We start from the raw sequence: 18,748 nt of genomic DNA on the forward strand, positions 1-18,748 counted from the left end.
TAATTAAAAAAGCGAGGTAATGATTACCTCGCTTTTTTATAGTCCAAATTTTTTACGATAACGCCATAAGGTTGTGCGACTCATATTCAATGCTTCTGAAGCAAGAACGAGATTATAATCATATTTAACTAAAACATTTTTTAGCGTTTCTTTGTTTAGCTTTTGAGGTAATTGTGGCTGTTTGATATGTGTGATCGTTGAATTGGATTCATTGATATGAAAAGGATTTTCTATAATTTCATCTGGTAAGTCACAGGTATCAATTTCTAGTTTGTCACTTGCCATTGTTAGCGCATAAAGTAGGGTATTTTTTAACTCACGGACATTGCCCGGCCAATCATAGGCAATTAAAGCTGTTAAAGCACGATCTGATAATTGAGGTAAATGTTTTAAAACAGATTGATGCTGTTGCAGTATATAGTCGGCAATTAAAGGAATATCCTCTTTGCGATCACGTAAAGGCGGAATAAAAATGGGGATGACTCTAAGACGATACAAAAGGTCTTGACGAAAACGTCCTTGCTTAGCTTCTTCTCTCAATGCGCGATGCGTTGCGGTGATGATTCGGACATTGGCTTTAATCGATTTTTCACCACCCAAAGGCGTAAACTCACCTGTTTCTAAGACACGCAAAAGTTTAGCTTGTAACTCCAGTGGAATTTCAGCAATCTCATCTAAAAACAGCGTTCCACCCGCAGCACGTTCGAAAACACCTTTATGCTCACGAATCGCGCCCGTAAAAGCACCTTTGACATGTCCAAACAATTCACTTTCTAAGATGTTTGCATTTAATGCAGCGCAGTTGATCGCGATAAATACTTTGTTTTTTCGCTGACTGTGGTCATGAATGGCTTGGGCCACAAGTTCTTTGCCACTTCCAGATTCACCACGAACTAATACGGGAAATTCAGTAATTGCAACACGTTCAATGATTGAAAACATGCGTTGCATTTCAGGTGACTGGCTATGAAATGTTTCCGCTAAGCTTTGAAATCTTTGTTTTGTTGGTGTTATTTCAGTCTGTTGTAAGAGCTGTACTAAAAACAATTTTCCAGTGAAATGTTGATCAGAAACATTGATATTGTGTTGATGACATAAAAGTTCAGTTGAACCTGTGGTAGATTCCAGATGAACTTTACCAGTTTCTAATAGATTGTTCAGTATTTTTTGTTTAGTTAATTCTGCAATAGAAGGATTAAAGCCTATTGATTTGAACTCATAAATAACAGCTACATTCGATTGATCAACGATAAAAAGGGTACAGTCTGCTATGACTTGTTGTAAATAGCCCAAGAAATTTTCTAAATCCTGTTGAGTTTTAAAACCAATCATTTGATTCATTACATTTCATTTTATGTTTCATATATTGTTTATTGAAACATGATTTGCACCTAATTTGAAACGCTATCGTTAAAAAATAATTAATTATATTTAATAATATATTGTTTTATTTAAATATAATAATTTGTGCATAAAGTTGGCATCTTGTTTGCAATTTAAGAATATATAAATAAGCAAATAGAGATCGATGCGTATGATATTCCATCAATTTTTTGAAAATGAAAGTTCAACATATACTTATCTCATTGCATCTGAGCAAACACGTGAAGCGGTATTGATTGACCCAGTAGCATCGGAAATTGAACGTTATGCGGACATGCTTAAACAAAATAATTTGAAGTTGGTTTATAGCCTTGATACGCATGTCCATGCAGATCATGTCACAGCAGCAAATCTGTTACGTGAACGTTTCGCATGTAGAACCGTCTTACACCGTAACTCAGGTGTTATTTGTGGCGATATTTTCATTACAGATGGTACTGCAATTCGCTTAGGTGAAATTCTAATTGAGGCTCGCTATACACCAGGGCATACCAATGCATGTACCAGTTATGTGGTCGAGGGTATGGTATTTACCGGTGATGCACTACTTATTGACGGTTGTGGACGAACTGATTTCCAAGAGGGCGACGCAGCGACTTTATATGACAGTATCCATCAACAGATATTCACTTTAACTGATGAAACTGTTGTATATCCGGGCCATGACTATAAAGGGCGTTTGTCATCTACCGTAGCACAAGAGCGACTTTATAATTCTCGATTGGGTGAGGGGAAAAGTAAGCAAGAGTTTATTACTTTGATGGAAAACTTGAATCTTCCTTATCCAAAGAAAATTGATATTGCTTTACCTGCGAATAAAGCTTGCGGTCAATAATAGGAGAGAGTGGCATGCAATTAAAACAAGTGAATCAAGAATTTTATGTTGCAGATCAAATTTCTCAACAAGATGTGGCTGAACTTGCAAGTAAAGGTATCAAAACAATTATTTGTAATCGTCCTGATGGTGAGGGTGCTGATCAACCCAATATCATTGAAATACAAGAAGTAGCATCTACTCACGGGATTCAAGTTGAGTATTTACCTGTGGTGAGTGGTCGTGTGACTGATGAGCAGGCTGAAGAATTTAAATCGCTATACCAAGCAGCTCAGAAACCAATTTTGGCATTCTGTCGTTCGGGTACTCGCTCAATGACGCTTTGGGGTTTATCTCAGGTTTCGGGTTTAAGTATAGATCAGATGTTACTTGTCTCCAAAATGATGGGCTATGATTTGCAAGGTTTAGTGCCAAGAATCCTCAATCAACATCCGACACAATTAAATAATGTGCCTAAATTTTCGGTGGTGATCGTAGGTGGCGGAGCTGCTGGGATTTCGGTTGCTTCAAGCCTACTTGCTCGTCAGCCAAACCTAGATATTGCTGTGATTGATCCAGCAGAAATTCATTACTATCAACCGGGTTGGACGATGGTCGGTGGTGGAATTTTTGCACCTGAAAAAACAGTTCGAACCATGGCGAGTTTGATGCCTAAACAGGTGCATTGGATAAAAGCAGCAGTAGCAGCATTTGATCCAGACAACAAACAAGTGTTGTTAGAGGGCTGTAAGCCTATCAACTATGAAGTATTGGTTGTTTGCCCAGGTTTGAAACTCAACTGGCATGGTATTGAAGGTTTAGTTGAAACACTGGGCAAAAATGGTGTGACCTCGAATTATCGTTATGATCTAGCGCCATACACTTGGCAATTGGTGAGTAATTTGAAACGTGGCAAGGCTATTTTCACTCAACCACCTATGCCGATTAAGTGCGCGGGTGCACCGCAAAAAGCAATGTATCTTTCTGCTGACCATTGGCAAAAACAAGGGGTATTGAAAGATATTCAAGTAGATTTCTTTAATACAGGCGCGGTTTTATTTGGTGTTGAAGCCTATGTGCCTGCACTGATGGAATATATAAAACGCTATAACGCCAATCTGCACTTCAATCATCAATTGATAAAAATTGATGGTGCGAACAAACGTGCTTGGTTCAAGATCAATCAAGGTGAAAGTTCATCGCTGTTTGAAACTGACTTTGACATGATTCATGTTGTCCCACCGCAACAAGCTCCTGATTTTATTCGCGCGAGTAATTTAGTCGATGCCGCGGGTTGGGTGAGTGTCGATCAACATACTTTGCAGCATAGTAAATATCCTTACATTTTTGCACTTGGAGATGTCATGAATGCTCCGAATGCGAAAACTGCTGCGGCAGCGCGTAAACAAGCACCAATCGTTGCGGTGAATGTATTGCAGTACTTAAAAGGTAGTGATCACTTTGCGCGGTACGATGGTTATGGTTCATGTCCTTTGACTGTTGAGCGAGGCAAGATTGTACTTGCTGAGTTCGGTTACGGTGGGGAATTGCTTCCGAGTTTTCCAAAGTGGTTTTTAGATGGTCAAAAACCTTCACGTATGGCATGGCTGTTAAAAGAGCAAATCCTACCCCCGATGTATTGGGATGGCATGTTAAAAGGGCATGAGTGGCTGGTAAAACCTAAACTTTAATGTAATTCATTAGATTATTAAAATCATTAACTTAGCTCTAAATCTAGAGCTGAGTCAGGTTTTTTTCACACTTGAAAAGTGTATCGCAGCTTTCATGAGGTCCTTTATGGATATGTGGTTATTAGTCTTAGAAGGTCTAGCAATCGGATGCCTGCTTGGCCTAACAGGTGCGGGAGGGGGTATTTTAGCCGTTCCTGCACTTATGGCTAGCCAAGGGTGGACTGTCGCACAAGCTGCACCAGTCGGACTACTTGCTATTACACTTTCAGCTTTTGTAGGGAGTGTACAAGGTTTACTAAAAAAAATTGTACGTTATAAAGCTGCGATATGGATTGCTGTGATTAGTATCCCTTCAGCTAGATATGGCGTTTATTTGTCTAATATTATCTCGCCGACTTGGTTAAGTTTGGCATTTAGTCTTGTCATGTTGATTGTCGCCTATCGAATTTTCTTCAATAAAGTTCATGATTTTGAAGATCCACCATGTAAGGTTAATCAATCAACGGGAAAGCTGATTTGGAATGTAAAAACAGCCAGTGTCTTGGGTCTTATCGGTATTTTTGCGGGTTTATTGACTGGGCTTTTAGGTGTTGGGGGCGGTTTTGTGATTGTGCCTGCTTTAAAAAAAGCAACTGATCTTGATATGCGTAGTATTGTTGCCACTTCTTTAATGATTATTTTTCTGATTGGTGGCGTAAGTATTTCAGCTCATATCATTGATGGTTATCAATATCCAATATTAATCACCATTAGTTTTGTGCTGGCATGTATTGTTGGAATGATTGTAGGAAGAAAATTAATCAATTTGATTGAACTCAATACAGTACAGAAGCTTTTTGCAACGGTTGTAGTTGGAGTTGCTATATATTTAATCTGGTCAAGTATTCGTCTTCTTTGATTGAATATTTGGGTTGAGATATTGGATGAAGCAAATATATTGGAGTCTAATTTGATATGTATTTAGACTCTAATAAAATAATAAATTTATGTTTATACAAACAATTTATCTTATGATAAAAGATATGATGTAGGTAATAAAATAACGCTTCACATTAATTTCATACTAAATTTACTACTATGATAATTATAAAAAGAGATGGGTCAGGAAGAATCAATGTTTAAATTTTTTCTGCGATGGATAGATAGTTGGTCAATTCCCAATGCGTCTAAATCAAATGAAATTGAAAGTTCAATAGCCATCAAAGATACTCAAATTCAATGGTTGAGAATTATTCCGTTTATTTTGCTGCATATTGCCTGTCTGGCTGTTTTTTGGGTCGGGGTTTCATGGTTTGCAGTTATATTTATGTTTGCTTTTTATTTGATTAGAATGTTTGCAATTACAGGGTTCTTTCACCGTTATCTCTCACATAAAACCTTTCAAACTTCACGACCAGTTCAGTTTTTTTTCCTACTTATTGGCACAATGAGTGCACAGCGTGGTCCGTTATGGTGGGCAGCTCATCATCGTTATCATCATCGGTTCACTGATACTGAACAAGACCCACATTCATCTACACATGGATTTTGGTACAGCCATATCGGATGGTTTTTAAATGACCAAAACTTTACGACAAGAAAAGAGGTCATCAAAGATTGGTTAAAGTTTCCTGAAATTGTATGGTTAGATCGTTTTAGTTTACCCGTGGTATTACTGACTGCTTTATCAATTTATGGTTTGGGTGAGTGGTTAGCTGCTGCTTATCCGAGTTTAGGTACATCGGGTTTGCAACTATTGGTTTGGGGTTTTGTGGTTTCAACCGTTTTATTGATCCATGCAACTTTATGTATTAACTCTCTTGCTCATCTGTATGGAAGTCGAGATTTTGAGACTAACGACAACAGTCGCAATAACTTATTTTTATCCATTATTACATTAGGTGAAGGTTGGCATAACAACCATCATTACTATGCGGGCAGCACTCGACAAGGTTTCTTTTGGTGGCAAATTGATATTACTTATTACATTTTAAAAATCATGTCTTATTTAGGTTTAGTTTGGGCGATCAAACCTGTACCGCAACGTATTTATGATGCAAATAAAAGCCATCAATTAAATCTAAAAATGAACAGAAATAAAATTCAAACTGAGGAGTCTTGATGAAGATTGCAATCGTAGGCTCTGGCATTTCAGGTATGTATGCTGCATGGAAATTATCACAGCAGCATCAAGTCACTATCTTTGAAAAAGAAAATTATTTTGGAGGACATACCGACACGCATGATCTTTGGATCGATGATCAAAATGTCGCAGTGGACAGTGGATTTATTGTATTTAATGACTATAACTATCCTTTATTCAGCGCAATGATTGCTGAACTGGGTGTCCAAGCACAGAATAGTGATATGAGTTTTTCTGTTAATAATCAGGTCACTGGTCTACAGTACAATCCATCTAAAAAATGGTCATTATTGACTCGCCCACAAAATTTTTTAAATAAGAACTTTCGATTGATGCTGTCTGATTTGATCAGGTTTTATCAGGAGAATAAAGATGTTGTCGTGGATCAATGTGATGCTGAGTTAAGTATTGACGATTATCTAAATCGAAATGACTACTCTCAGGTTTTTAGAGAAGAACATCTCTATCCAATGTGCGGCGCACTGTGGTCAAGTCCAGTTGATCAAGTTGGGAAGATACCCTACAAATTTGTGGTCAGTTTCTTTCAACATCATCGTATGTTGCAGTTGGCTGATCGACCACAATGGCAAACAGTACAAGGTGGTTCAGCTTCTTATATACGAGCGATTAAAAAAGCTTGTCCATCGATTATTTGGAAAAAAGCGCAAGTTCAACAAGTGATTCGTGAAAACGAATTAGTTCATATTGTCACGAATCAAGAGCAAGAAACTTTTGATTGGGTTGTGTTTGCGAGTCATGCTGATGACACATTAAAGCTGATTCAAAATCCTTCGGCAGATGAGCGAAATGTATTAGGTTGTTTTGATTATCAAGATAACTTTATGGTGGTACATCATGATACTTCGATTATGCCGAAGCGTCAGTCTCAATGGGCGAGTTGGCATGTGCATGTCACTGCCCAAGAAAAATCTCAAAAAAATAGCAATCCTCCTCAAGTACACTATGGATTTACCTACTGGATGAATACCTTACAGAATCTACCGTGTACAACGCAGGTATTTTCTACATTGAATCCGAATATGCCGATTGCGAAAGATAAGATTTATGTCGAACGTCATTATCGTCATCCTGTTTTTGATAAAAAAGCAATTGAGTCACAAGCGCGTTGGGAGCTGATTAATGGTCAAAACCGCAGTTCATTCTGTGGGGCATATTGGGGTTGGGGCTTTCATGAAGATGGAGCGAGAAGTGCTCAACGTGTAGTAGATGCGCTATTAAAACTTAATGACTAATTTGGAGGTGATCACATGTTTGAAGATTCACTTTCCATAGCCAAGGCTCAGATTAGACATCGGCGCTTTCATCCCAAAGCACACGATTTTCAGTCTAGTTTGAGCTATTTATGTTTTGATCCAGATTGTATCGATCAAAACCTAGATCGTTCATGGCTTTGTTCAACTTCGCGTTGGAATATCTTAAATCTTTATGAAAATGATTTTCTAAAAGGCTATACAGGTTCGATTAGAGAACGAATTAAGAAAATCCTTTTGCAGCAAGTGGACACGATTTTATCGACTCAATCAGAAATTCGTGTGCTCGCATTGCCAAGAACTTTAGGATTTAGTTTTAATTCAGTCATCTTTTATTTTGTACTCAATCCTCAAAAACAACCTGTTTTCATATTGAGTGAAATCACCAATACCCCTTGGAATGAACGTAAAGTTTATGTGCATGACTGCCGTCAAAAATTAAAAGAGCACAGTCATTTCAAAGGTTATGAGTTCGAATTTGAAAAGAGTTTTCATGTGTCTCCATTTATGCCAATGGATCTTCACTATAAATGGTGCTTTAACTTTTCAGATGAACAAAATGTGATTCATATGCAGCTTTATCAATCAGATAAATTTATCTTTGATGCAACGATGCGTTTCACTTTAACCAGCATCACAGTTCCTTCACAACTGAATCGTTATGCTATTCATCATATCTTTGAACCTTTCAAGATGTTAGCTTCGATCTACCTTCAAGCTTTTCATCTATGGCGAAAGAAAGTTCCATTTTATCGGCACCCTAAAAAAGATAAGGATTTAAAACAACATGATGAAAACGCTTATTTTCGGTGAACACGATTCACTGCCTTTAGTTCTTCGGAGCTTGCTCAAACTTCGTCATGGTCAAATTCATTTTCGTGGAGAATGGAATGGTACCGTGGGAGAGCTTTCAGATTTAGAAGCTACGATAGAGATTCATAATAAAGAATTGATCGATCTCATTTTTAAAAACGGTGTACTTGGTGCGGCTGAAGGTTATATTCGCGGCTATTGGAGCAGTGAACATCTCGTTGAAGTCATTCAAATTTTGGCGAGAAACCGTCATGTGCTTGATAAGATTAATCAGAATGTGATTTCTCAAGCCAGCCAACTTGTATTAAAAGCTTGGTACAAAACACGTAAAAATTCATTGTCAGGAAGTCGAAAAAATATTGCAGAGCATTACGACCTGAGCAATGACTTTTTCAAACTCTTTCTTGATTCTTCAATGATGTATTCCAGTGCAGTATATAAGCACAAAGATATGACTCTAGAAGAAGCTTCTGATTATAAAAAAGAACTGATTTGTCAGAAATTACAGCTCAAACCGATGGATCACTTGGTTGAGATCGGCAGTGGTTGGGGAGGATTTGCGATCTACGCTGCTCAGCATTATGGCTGTAAAGTGACCACGATCACCATTTCTCAAGCACAATACGATGAAGCAACCAAACGTATCGCTGATGCGGGTCTCAGTCATCGTGTCAATGTTCAGCTCAAAGATTACCGATTGTTAGAAGGCAAATTCGATAAGTTGGTTTCGATTGAAATGATCGAAGCTGTGGGTGAGCAATACCTATCGACTTACTTTAATAAATGCCGATCTTTATTAAAACCGAACGGTTTGGGATTGATTCAAGCCATAACGATTGAAGATGCACGTTATAAAAAAGCCTTGAATACCGTGGATTATATTAAACGTTATATTTTTCCTGGTAGCTTTATTCCTTGTATCAGCGTTTTAACTCAAGCTGCATCCGAACAACAGTTACGCTTAAAACATCTTGAAGATATTGGTTTGAGCTATGCTGAGACAATTCATCAATGGCGTGAGCGTTTCTTAAATGCCAAAGAACAAGTTTTGGCTTTGGGATTCGATGAAAACTTTATTCGAATGTGGGATTTCTATCTTTGCTATTGCGAAGGTGGCTTTAAAGAAGGGGTGATCAGCGATGTACACCTTTTATTTGAAGCGAGTCCTTATTAATTCCTAATTATTTTAAGCATCAAGGAGGCAGTTATGATATGGCAATTGTTTTTACTTGATGCCGCAGTGATGACGCTTTGTTGGTTGTGGGCAACAGTGAACCATCGTGCTGGTATCGTAGATGTCGCATGGAGTTTCTGTATTGTTCTCAACATTGCCATTACAGCATTATTTGTTGAAATCGCTCCGTTAAATGTCAGATTGTTTCTCGGCATATTCAGTGCCATATGGTTCTTGCGTCTAACTTTACATCTATTGCGTCGTTATTTAGCTGAGCATGAAGAAGATCGTCGATATGCCAATATGCGCAGAGCGATGGGCAAATATCAACATTTTGGTTTTTTTCTATTTTTCATATTTCAGGCTGGATTAGCCATTTTATTTAGCATTCCGATGTGGAGTTTGCTCAATGTACCAAGTATGTCTTGGAGCATGGATACCAATGATTATTTGATTATTGCAGGTTTGATTATGTTTCTTGCATTCGTTGGCGAGACGGTTGCAGATCAACAATTATATCGGTTCAAGCAGAATCCCAATAATCATGGCAAAACAATGGATCAAGGTCTGTGGAAGTATTCAAGGCATCCAAACTACTTCTTTGAATGGCTGCATTGGTTTGCTTATCCCATCATAGGATTAGCAGCAGGATTATTAAGCTTGTGGATTTATCCAATTTTGATGTGGCTATTCTTGTATTACATCACGGGTATTCCATTTAGTGAGCAACAAGCATTAAACAATCGAGGCCAAAATTATCTCGATTATCAAAAACGAACTTCAATGTTTATTCCGTGGAAACCCAAACAGTAGGTACTGCACATGGACTTTATTATTCAAAAATCTTTAAAACTCGTTGAAAGCGGTTTAGTTCCAGATCAGGCGATTCGTGCAGCAATCCGTGCATTGAGTAAAAAGCGTTTGATCCAAGAAGGACGTTATGATCCTGAGCAAGGTGCACAGCGTTATATGGACGTGCTCAATATGTTGAAGCATAGCGAGATTGCGATTGAAACAGACAAAGCCAATGAGCAACATTATGAGTTGCCGACTGCTTTCTTTCAGGCTGTACTAGGGAAACGTTTGAAATATAGTGCCTGTTTCTTTCCACATGACCACACCACCTTAGATGAAGCCGAAGAATTTGCATTGCAAATATATAGTGATCGTGCACAGTTACTGGATGGTCAAGAGATTTTAGAATTGGGCTGTGGTTGGGGATCATTTACCCTATGGATGGCTGAGCGTTATCCAAATGCGAAGATCACAGGTGTTTCAAATTCGGCAACTCAACGTCAGCATATTTTAGCTGAAGCTGAAAAACGTAATTTGAACAATATTGAAATCATAACTTGTGATGTCAATGTACTTGAATTGAAAACAAATACGTTCGATCGCGTAGTTTCAGTGGAAATGTTTGAACACGTTAGAAATTATCAGAAACTCTTTGAGAAAATTCAGTCTTGGCTTAAAGAGGATGGTATGTTGTGGTGTCATATTTTCTGTCATCGCTTCTTACACTATCCTTTTGAAATCAAAAGCGAATATGACTGGATGTCCCGTTACTTTTTTTCGGGTGGTTTGATGCCGTCAACGTCTACATTTTTACATTTTCAAGATCATTTAGAACTTGCTCAACATTGGCAATGGTCAGGCACACATTATGAAAAAACATCTAATGCTTGGTTAGAAAATATGGATCGCCATGCTGATGAGTTAAAACCTTTGTTTGAACAAGTCTATGCACAAGATGCAGATGCATGGTGGCAACGTTGGCGTATATTCTTTATGGCTTGTGCTGAGTTATTTGGATTTGAACAGGGACAAGAGTGGGTGGTTGGTCACTTCCTGTTCAAAAAGAAAAGCGTATAATTTAATTACTCTTTAGTGAAGATTAGCCTATGTTTACACGCAATAAAAATGGCGAGCAAAATCACCCATTGGGTGAAATATTCAATCGCCATTATTGGCTGCAAATTGGGCTGATTGCACTTTCAATTATTATTGGAATTGCGTGTAGTGCATGGGTGATTAAAGGTTCTTTACTTAAAACTGCACTTGAACAAGAGATGGAGCATTATTGGATACGTGTTGAGCGCGATCCAAATGCAGATCTTCCAGATACTAAAAATTTATATGGTTATCGTTGGAAGAGTGAAAATCCGCCTTCAGCATTTAAACATCAAGTTTTAAAACAGGGTGTTCACAGAATATTTGTTGATGGCAAAGACCGTATGACCGTATATGGCGAACAAAACGGACAGCATGTATTGCTTGTGTTTGGTGAAAGCAACGTTAATAAAATTGTTTGGATGTTTGGCCTAGCACCGCTTATGTTCAGCTTAATTGTGCTATATAGCATTTTGTGGTGGTCAAATCGCCGTGCTAAGCGTTACTTTTCACCGATTACACGATTAGCAAATGCGTTGGAACATATTGATTGGGCACATCAAAATATAGAAGCATCACCTTTTAAAGATATAAATACCAATGGCAATATGGAAGCTGAATATTTAAAACAAGCACTGGAGAAATACCATCAAGTCCTCACTGAATTTATTAATCGAGAAAGAGAATTTACGGGCGACGTAAGTCATGAACTTAGAACGCCACTCACGATTCTAAAAGGGAATATTCAACTTTGTCAGGCAAAATATGGTGAGGATAAATCCTTCAATCGTATTTCAAATACCATCGATGATATGCAATTATTAGTTGATACATTGTTGGCAATTGCTAGAAATACAACCAATACCTTGACTGCTGAACAGATGCTTTTATCAATCATTATTCGTGATTTAGTTAGTGATTTGGAACCAGTCAGTCAAACAAAAGGAATTGATATATTCGTCCAATATGATATCCAAGAATTTCCTAGGGTCATTTACTCATCTATGACGAAAATGGTGCTCAGCAATATTTTACGTAATGCTCTCAATTATTCTCAAGGGACACATATCCATATTATCCAAAGAAAAAATAGTATTGTAATTGCGGATAATGGGATTGGCATTGAGATGCCAAATGAATCAAAGAATAAAGAATTAAGCACGACCAAATTGCAGCTAAATGCCAAAGGACATGGGATTGGTTTGCAGCTTGTTCAAAAACTCTGTAAACAATTAGGCTGGCGAGTTGAATTATTTGATCGTCAATATTATCTCAGCAGCCATAAATATCTTGCACTTGAAAATACTACAGGTCTAATCGTTGTCGTTTATATGAATTAACTTTTAGCTCTGTCCTTCAAGTGCGACTTTCAGCCCGACACCAGAAACCGTGTGGATGAGTTTCTGCTCAAATGGCTTGTCGACCATTTTTCGTAAGTTATAAATATGGCTACGTAATGCATCACTTTCAGGTTCTTCGTCTCCCCAAAGTTCAATAATAATTTCTTGCTTAGTAATTACTTTTGGTGAGTTTCTCATTAATATTTTTAAAAGTTTGAATTGAATGCGTGGTAAATCAATCTGTTGACCTGCACGAATAATGGTTTGTGTGGAACTATCTAAAATTAGGTCATGGATTTGAATTTTATTGTTTGAAACCTCGCCTAATGAACGTTTGATTAATGCTTTGATTCTCATCACTAATTCATTGAAGTCAAACGGTTTAACGAGATAATCATCTGTACCCGCAACAAAACCTTTTAATTTGTCATCTAAAGTATCTCTTGCAGTTAGCATGAGCACAGGAATATCTTTTCCTTGGTCGTTTCTCAACCATTCGCAAAGATCATAACCTGAGCCATCAGGTAAGTTGATGTCTAATAAAAGTAAATGATAAGGCTGGTTTTTTAAAAAATTACGAGCTGCATCTAAATTACGAGCATGATCAATCACAAAACCATGTTGCTCTAAAAACTCGCATACGGTCGCCGCAAGTTCATAGTGATCTTCAACCATAAGGATAAATTGATTGCTCATAATAAATTTCAAGTTATTGATTTAGTAATTGTTGCTTTAATTTAGCATTAAATGGCGAACTTCCAAACCAAATTTTGAAATACTGATTAGATTGTTGATCGGTGATTGCACCGAGTGATTTTTGGTTTAGCGATAGGGAAAGTGTTTGATTGGAATGACTATATTTTAATGAGTATAGATCACCTTTACGGACAGGCTTATATAAAGATGTAATTTTATTTAAAGCAGAATTATCCGTAAAATTGCTGATATTTTTCTTAAGGAAATGAGTGGCTGCTCTTTTAAAAGCCCATTCTGGAATATCACGTGTATACATGAAATCGAGCTGTATATCTTGACTATCCCATTTTTGACCACAGTCACTAGCATAATAACTGACTGTACCTACATTCTTTTTAGTCACGATAATCGGCGCATTTTTACAAAATTGAGTGCTTGCATGACTAAGATTTGTTGTGAGAGAGAGAAATAGCACACTTGAGAGCACTATGATTTTTCTATGGTAAAACATAACAAATCCTCAGTTTTCAAATGTAAATCTAACCTTATTCATACTGAGCTTAATAGGTGTAGAAATTAAGGTTTCGTTCAACTTGCTGTATCTCATACCGTGCGAAAGCAAGATTTGTGTCGGTACGATCTAAAACAGCATAAAGGAAAAGGGTATGATTGGTTTCCAATGGCGTCACGATATGATATAGATCACGCATCGTGACCAAAAAACCTTCTAAGTAATCATTTGAATCAAGCTCAGACATCAATTGTCTTTGATAACTGAGTAAATTTGCCCCTTCAGCAGCAGCTAAATCAATATTGAAAAATTCATCACCAAAATATTCGAGGATCGAACCATCATAGGCATCGATCAGCGCTAAAACAATTAAACCCTTAATCCGTTTTAATTGCTTTGATAATAAATTGATTTCCATAATTTATTTTCTGCTTAAAGAGGGCTGAATTTTAAACTATTTTTTGAACGGTAAGATCATAGAATAACCACTTCCGACATATGGTAATGAGCGATACAAACCATTCGCTGGATCCCAATAATCTTGTTGGAAAATGATTTGATTCGAACCGTTTATTTTCATTTGAGTGACACCATATGAAGCCATAGATTTGGTTCGACCAAACATTTTAAAGTCATATGCCATATACCAATGAATATAAGCAGAGTCACGTTGATGTGTAGCGCTTACAAGTTTAACCGTAACATTACTCACACGTTTATTCATGCCTTCAAAGTGTTTGATTAGGTCTTGTTTATTTGAAAATTGAGAAAGTGTGTCGTTGATAAATAGACGATCTGCATATAATTCACTGGCATTTTTAACAAAATCTGGTGTACCTAATGTATTAAAGGCATTCACAAAACGATTACCAATCATTTGTGCCTTTTCATGATCGAGAGTCACACCCGTTATATTTTTATCTGCTTCACGATAATCAGATGTATAACTTGGCACGCTTTTACATCCGACGAGCGAAATAAAGGTAAGAGTTGATATTGCTAGAGTTTTTAAGAGTGTCATATTTATCATCCAATTACATGTTAATTTGATATTAGATGCTAGGCCGTGAATATGACGTGAACTTGAAAAACTACAGTTTTTTTACCGATGAAATATAACAAAAAATCCAGTATATGGTGACTCTTAAGATATTGATTTAGTATTGAATAATATTATTCTGTAGTTTTTAGAAACTCTTGATAAGCTTGCTTCTGTAAAACAGCGTAATGATTCACCAATTGCAGCATATTGATGTATTTTAAAAGTCAATAAACCACAACATAAATATTTGAACAAATATAATGCAATAAACTCTAAACTAAATAACTTGGCGTAGATCTCTAGCTGTTTCTTGTAGCAAAGGTAAAATGTGAGTAATTAAATAGTCTTTTGTGGTACGCATAGTGGGGGATACAATATTCAATGCGGCAACGACAGTAGCATTGGAATCATAAATTGGAACAGCAACCGCATGTACACCGAGTTCGTGTTCCTCACATGAATAACACCAATCTTGTTCTTTAATATCATGCAATAATGCTAAAAATATCTCAGTGTCTGTATGCGTATATTTGGTTAAACGTTTAAGAGGGTATTGTTCTAACCATTGTTTTTGTGCCTCTGAATCTAAGTGTGCCAATAATATTTTACCCGCAGAAGTTGCATGGGCTGGTAGGCGATTCCCTAAGTGCAATCCGTATGGATTTACTCGATCAGTTTGTTGATGCGCAGCACTACGTGCAATCGTAATCGCTTCGTACCCATCTAAAACCATAACTGAATAAATTAGAGAAGTTTGGTTGGTTAACAGATTAAGCAAAGGCTGACAAATTTTAGGGAGCGGTGATCCATCTAAATAAGCACCTGAAAATTTTAGGATTTTTGGGGTTAGATAATAATAATGTCCATCAAATTCTAAATAGCCTAAGTACTCCAATGTGAGTAAATGTCGTCTAGCTGCTGCACGAGTCATCCCAGTTTTTTCTGCTGCAGTACTGATATTTAAACGATGCCGCTCAGGTCCAAAGCATTCCAAAATGCTTAAACCTTTGGCGATTCCAGCGATAAAGTCTTCATGCCGAATGATTTTTTTATTTTCAGTGTGATGAATAAGTCTCAAATTTTTGTCTGGATTATTTTCCATAACCAATAACTCTACTCAAAATCCCTTGGGTCAAAATTATTCTAAATGAAATATGACTAATTTACTTGGATTATGTTCGATCATCGAACTTTAAAATTAATAATCGAACAAAATAGCTTTCATTCAGTAGAACTAAAATCAAAAGTCATCAAGAATAAATAGAAGAAATCCGAATAAAACACTCAGTTTAATTTCATCGATTTTCTGGATGAAAATTGAGTGATTCTTAATACAGGAAGTAGTCAGATGATTGATAAGAGTACAGCCTCATTGGTTGAGGTTTTATCCCAAATTAAAGATGGCTCGACCATCATGATTGGTGGTTTTGGAACTGCAGGACAACCAGCTGAACTCATCGATGGTCTGATTGAACTTGGTGTCAAAGACCTTATCATCGTCAATAACAATGCAGGCAATGGCGATTATGGTCTTGCCAAACTCCTAAAAACTGGCGCAGTCCGTAAAATCATCTGCTCTTTCCCTCGTCAATCTGATTCATGGGTGTTCGATGAACTCTACCATGCTGGCAAAATTGAACTAGAACTGGTGCCACAAGGTAATCTCGCTTGCCGTATTCAAGCTGCTGGTATGGGTTTAGGTGCTGTATTTACGCCGACTGGTTTTGGAACGTTATTGGCAGAAGGTAAAGAAACTCGTCATATCGATGGTAAAGACTACGTTCTTGAATATCCAATCAAAGCTGATTTTGCCTTGATCAAAGCTTACAAGGGCGATCGTTGGGGCAATTTAGTTTTCAATAAATCTGCACGTAACTTTGGACCGATCATGGCCATGGCTGCGGATGTCACTATTGCTCAAGTTTCTGAAGTGGTTGAACTCGGTCAGCTTGATCCTGAACATATTATTACCCCAGGGATTTTTGTTCAGCATGTGGTTGCTGTTGAAGCAACATCACCTGTCGCTGTGCAATAAGGAGAATAACAATGAGCTATCAAAAACTCAGCCGTGACCAAATTGCAGAACGTGTTGCACAAGATATCCCTGATGGTGCCTATGTCAATTTAGGCATTGGCTTACCGACCAAGATTTCAAATTACTTACCTGCGGATAAAGATGTCTTTCTGCATTCTGAAAATGGTTTATTGGCATTTGGCCCAGCACCAGCCAAAGGTGAAGAAGATCCTGAACTGATTAATGCAGGCAAAGAGTATGTGACCATGCTCACAGGTGGAAGCTTTTTCCATCACGGGGATTCATTTGCCATGATGCGTGGTGGTCATTTAGATATTGCGGTACTCGGTGCATTCCAAGTCGCAGCTAACGGTGATCTTGCCAATTGGCATACAGGTGCAGCCGATGCGATTCCTGCTGTGGGTGGTGCAATGGACTTAGCAGTAGGTGCAAAAAAAGTCTTTATCACCACCGATCATATCACCAAACAAGGTGAACCTAAGATTGTTGAAGAACTGAGTTATCCAGCCACGGGTTTGAAATGTGTCGATCGTATTTATACCGATCTATGTGTGATTGATGTGACCGCAGAAGGTTTAAAAGTGATTGAGAAAGTGGATGGTCTAAGCTTTGAAGAGCTGCAGGCTTTGACGGGTGCTCAATTGATTGATGCGACGCAAGGATAATTAATCCCTCCCAACCTCCCTTTTTTAAAGGGAGTAGTTCCCCTCATTACAAAGAGGGGTTAGGGGAGATTTTTAAGGGAAAATATATGAAAAACGCTTATATCATTGATGCGATTCGCACTCCATTCGGACGTTATGCAGGTGGCTTAGCACCTGTCCGTGCTGATGACCTTGGGGCTGTTCCGATTCAAGCCTTAATGCAACGTAATTCAATGGTCAATTGGCAACAAGTGGATGATGTGATCTATGGTTGCGCTAACCAAGCGGGTGAAGACAATCGTAATGTCGGTCGTATGTCAGCTCTACTCGCAGGTTTACCGTACCAAGTTCCTGCAACCACAGTGAACCGTCTTTGTGGTTCATCTTTAGATGCGATTGCCATGGCAGCGCGTGCGATTAAATCAGGTGAAGCAAATCTCATCATTGCAGGTGGTGTTGAGAGCATGAGCCGTGCACCCTATGTGATGGGTAAATCGGACAGTGCTTTTGGTCGTAGCCAAAAAATCGAAGACACCACCATGGGTTGGCGTTTTATCAATCCAAAACTGAAAGAAATGTATGGTGTAGACACCATGCCACAGACTGCGGAGAACGTGGCAGAGCAATTTAATATCAATCGTATTGATCAAGACCAGTTTGCCCTAAACAGCCAACAACGGACTGCAGCAGCACAAGCCAAAGGCTTTTTTAAAAATGAAATCGTGCCCGTGAGCATCCCTCAACGTAAAGGTGATGCGGTCGTTGTCGATACCGATGAACACCCACGTGCATCGACCACCATTGAAGCATTAACGAAACTCAAAGGTGTGGTGAAAGCAGACGGTACAGTGACTGCGGGTAACGCTTCAGGCATTAACGATGGTGCAGCAGCACTATTGATCGCTTCAGATGACGCGGTTGCTCAATACCAACTTAAACCACGTGCCAAAATCATTGCCGCCACTACGGTGGGTGTTGAACCCCGCATTATGGGTTTTGCACCTGCACCTGCAATCAAAAAGTTACTCAAACAAGCCAATCTGACCTTAGAACAGATGAATGTGATTGAGTTGAACGAAGCATTTGCAGCTCAAGCATTAGCTGTGACTCGTGATTTAGGTTTGGCAGATGATGATGCGCGTATCAATCCAAATGGTGGAGCAATTGCTTTAGGTCATCCACTGGGTGCATCGGGTGCGAGATTAGTGACCACCGCACTGAACCAACTTGAACAGATCAAAGGACAATATGCTTTGTGTTCGATGTGTATCGGCGTGGGTCAAGGCATTGCCTTGATTATTCAGCGTGTTGAGTGAGGTGTG

General features: G+C 38.2%; 19 protein-coding genes. 13 read left to right on the forward strand and 6 right to left on the reverse strand.

The window, feature by feature from the left end:
- Positions 1–36 precede the first annotated feature (36 nt).
- Positions 37–1,341, reverse strand: coding sequence for a sigma-54-dependent Fis family transcriptional regulator (locus NGC85_RS06585; RefSeq protein ID WP_254805263.1), 1,305 nt, complete (start codon positions 1,339–1,341; stop codon positions 37–39).
- Positions 1,342–1,534: 193 nt separating this feature from the next.
- Here NGC85_RS06585 and NGC85_RS06590 point away from each other — a divergent pair, with 193 nt between their 5' ends.
- The 10 genes from NGC85_RS06590 (at position 1,535) to NGC85_RS06635 (ending at position 12,498) form a co-directional block, all read left to right on the forward strand.
- A complete protein-coding gene (locus tag NGC85_RS06590; protein ID WP_254805562.1) occupies positions 1,535–2,218 on the forward strand; it encodes an MBL fold metallo-hydrolase in 684 nt (227 codons plus the stop codon).
- 14 nt (positions 2,219–2,232) lie between these two features.
- Positions 2,233–3,888, forward strand: a complete 1,656-nt coding sequence (locus NGC85_RS06595; RefSeq protein ID WP_254805264.1) for a bifunctional protein tyrosine phosphatase family protein/NAD(P)/FAD-dependent oxidoreductase — start codon at positions 2,233–2,235, stop codon at positions 3,886–3,888.
- Positions 3,889–3,994: 106 nt separating this feature from the next.
- Complete coding sequence (locus NGC85_RS06600; protein WP_254805265.1) at positions 3,995–4,786, forward strand: sulfite exporter TauE/SafE family protein; 792 nt, start codon at positions 3,995–3,997, stop codon at positions 4,784–4,786.
- A gap of 216 nt (positions 4,787–5,002) precedes the next feature.
- Complete coding sequence (locus NGC85_RS06605; protein WP_254805266.1) at positions 5,003–5,989, forward strand: acyl-CoA desaturase; 987 nt, start codon at positions 5,003–5,005, stop codon at positions 5,987–5,989.
- Positions 5,989–7,263 (forward strand): NAD(P)/FAD-dependent oxidoreductase, encoded by a 1,275-nt coding sequence (locus NGC85_RS06610; protein ID WP_169109872.1) that lies wholly within the window; start codon positions 5,989–5,991, stop codon positions 7,261–7,263. The genes NGC85_RS06605 and NGC85_RS06610 overlap by 1 nt, the downstream gene beginning before the upstream one ends.
- Positions 7,264–7,278: 15 nt before the next feature.
- Positions 7,279–8,094, forward strand: a complete 816-nt coding sequence (locus NGC85_RS06615; protein WP_254805267.1) for a DUF1365 domain-containing protein — start codon at positions 7,279–7,281, stop codon at positions 8,092–8,094.
- A complete protein-coding gene (locus tag NGC85_RS06620; protein WP_254805268.1) occupies positions 8,069–9,268 on the forward strand; it encodes a cyclopropane-fatty-acyl-phospholipid synthase family protein in 1,200 nt (399 codons plus the stop codon). The genes NGC85_RS06615 and NGC85_RS06620 overlap by 26 nt, the downstream gene beginning before the upstream one ends.
- A 33-nt stretch (positions 9,269–9,301) precedes the next feature.
- Positions 9,302–10,081: a DUF1295 domain-containing protein gene (locus NGC85_RS06625; RefSeq protein ID WP_254805269.1), complete on the forward strand. Its 780-nt coding sequence runs from the start codon at positions 9,302–9,304 to the stop codon at positions 10,079–10,081.
- A gap of 9 nt (positions 10,082–10,090) precedes the next feature.
- Positions 10,091–11,140, forward strand: coding sequence for a cyclopropane-fatty-acyl-phospholipid synthase family protein (locus NGC85_RS06630; RefSeq protein ID WP_254805270.1), 1,050 nt, complete (start codon positions 10,091–10,093; stop codon positions 11,138–11,140).
- A 29-nt stretch (positions 11,141–11,169) separates the two neighbouring features.
- Complete coding sequence (locus NGC85_RS06635) at positions 11,170–12,498, forward strand: HAMP domain-containing sensor histidine kinase (RefSeq protein WP_254805271.1); 1,329 nt, start codon at positions 11,170–11,172, stop codon at positions 12,496–12,498.
- 3 nt (positions 12,499–12,501) lie between these two features.
- On the opposite strand, the gene NGC85_RS06640 is transcribed toward NGC85_RS06635, so the two are convergent.
- The 5 genes from NGC85_RS06640 to pcaU all read right to left on the reverse strand — a co-directional run bounded on the left by NGC85_RS06640 (position 12,502) and on the right by pcaU (position 15,849).
- Positions 12,502–13,194: a response regulator transcription factor gene (locus tag NGC85_RS06640; protein WP_005053467.1), complete on the reverse strand. Its 693-nt coding sequence runs from the start codon at positions 13,192–13,194 to the stop codon at positions 12,502–12,504.
- 13 nt (positions 13,195–13,207) lie between these two features.
- The gene (locus tag NGC85_RS06645; protein ID WP_254805272.1) at positions 13,208–13,705 is read right to left on the reverse strand and encodes a chalcone isomerase family protein; all 498 of its coding nucleotides are present in this window, start codon (positions 13,703–13,705) and stop codon (positions 13,208–13,210) included.
- A 49-nt stretch (positions 13,706–13,754) separates the two neighbouring features.
- Entirely contained in the window at positions 13,755–14,123 is a 369-nt protein-coding gene (locus NGC85_RS06650) for a roadblock/LC7 domain-containing protein (RefSeq protein WP_254805273.1), read from the reverse strand.
- Positions 14,124–14,159: 36 nt separating this feature from the next.
- Complete coding sequence (locus NGC85_RS06655; protein WP_254805274.1) at positions 14,160–14,726, reverse strand: nuclear transport factor 2 family protein; 567 nt, start codon at positions 14,724–14,726, stop codon at positions 14,160–14,162.
- 298 nt (positions 14,727–15,024) lie between these two features.
- On the reverse strand, positions 15,025–15,849 hold the full coding sequence (gene pcaU, locus NGC85_RS06660) for an IclR family transcriptional regulator PcaU (RefSeq protein WP_254805275.1): 825 nt from the start codon (positions 15,847–15,849) through the stop codon (positions 15,025–15,027).
- A gap of 246 nt (positions 15,850–16,095) precedes the next feature.
- Between pcaU and NGC85_RS06665 the strand changes: the two genes are divergently transcribed.
- From NGC85_RS06665 to pcaF, 3 genes are all read left to right on the forward strand, one after another.
- Positions 16,096–16,782 carry a 3-oxoacid CoA-transferase subunit A gene (locus tag NGC85_RS06665; RefSeq protein ID WP_254805276.1) on the forward strand — a complete coding sequence of 229 codons (687 nt, stop codon included), beginning with the start codon at positions 16,096–16,098 and terminating at the stop codon, positions 16,780–16,782.
- An 11-nt stretch (positions 16,783–16,793) separates the two neighbouring features.
- The gene (locus tag NGC85_RS06670; protein WP_254805277.1) at positions 16,794–17,447 is read left to right on the forward strand and encodes a 3-oxoacid CoA-transferase subunit B; all 654 of its coding nucleotides are present in this window, start codon (positions 16,794–16,796) and stop codon (positions 17,445–17,447) included.
- Positions 17,448–17,533: 86 nt separating this feature from the next.
- Complete coding sequence (pcaF, locus tag NGC85_RS06675; protein ID WP_254805278.1) at positions 17,534–18,742, forward strand: 3-oxoadipyl-CoA thiolase; 1,209 nt, start codon at positions 17,534–17,536, stop codon at positions 18,740–18,742.
- Positions 18,743–18,748 lie beyond the last annotated feature (6 nt).

It is taken from the genome of Acinetobacter sp. Z1 (genome assembly GCF_024296945.1).
Classification (GTDB): Bacteria; Pseudomonadota; Gammaproteobacteria; order Pseudomonadales; family Moraxellaceae; genus Acinetobacter; species Acinetobacter beijerinckii.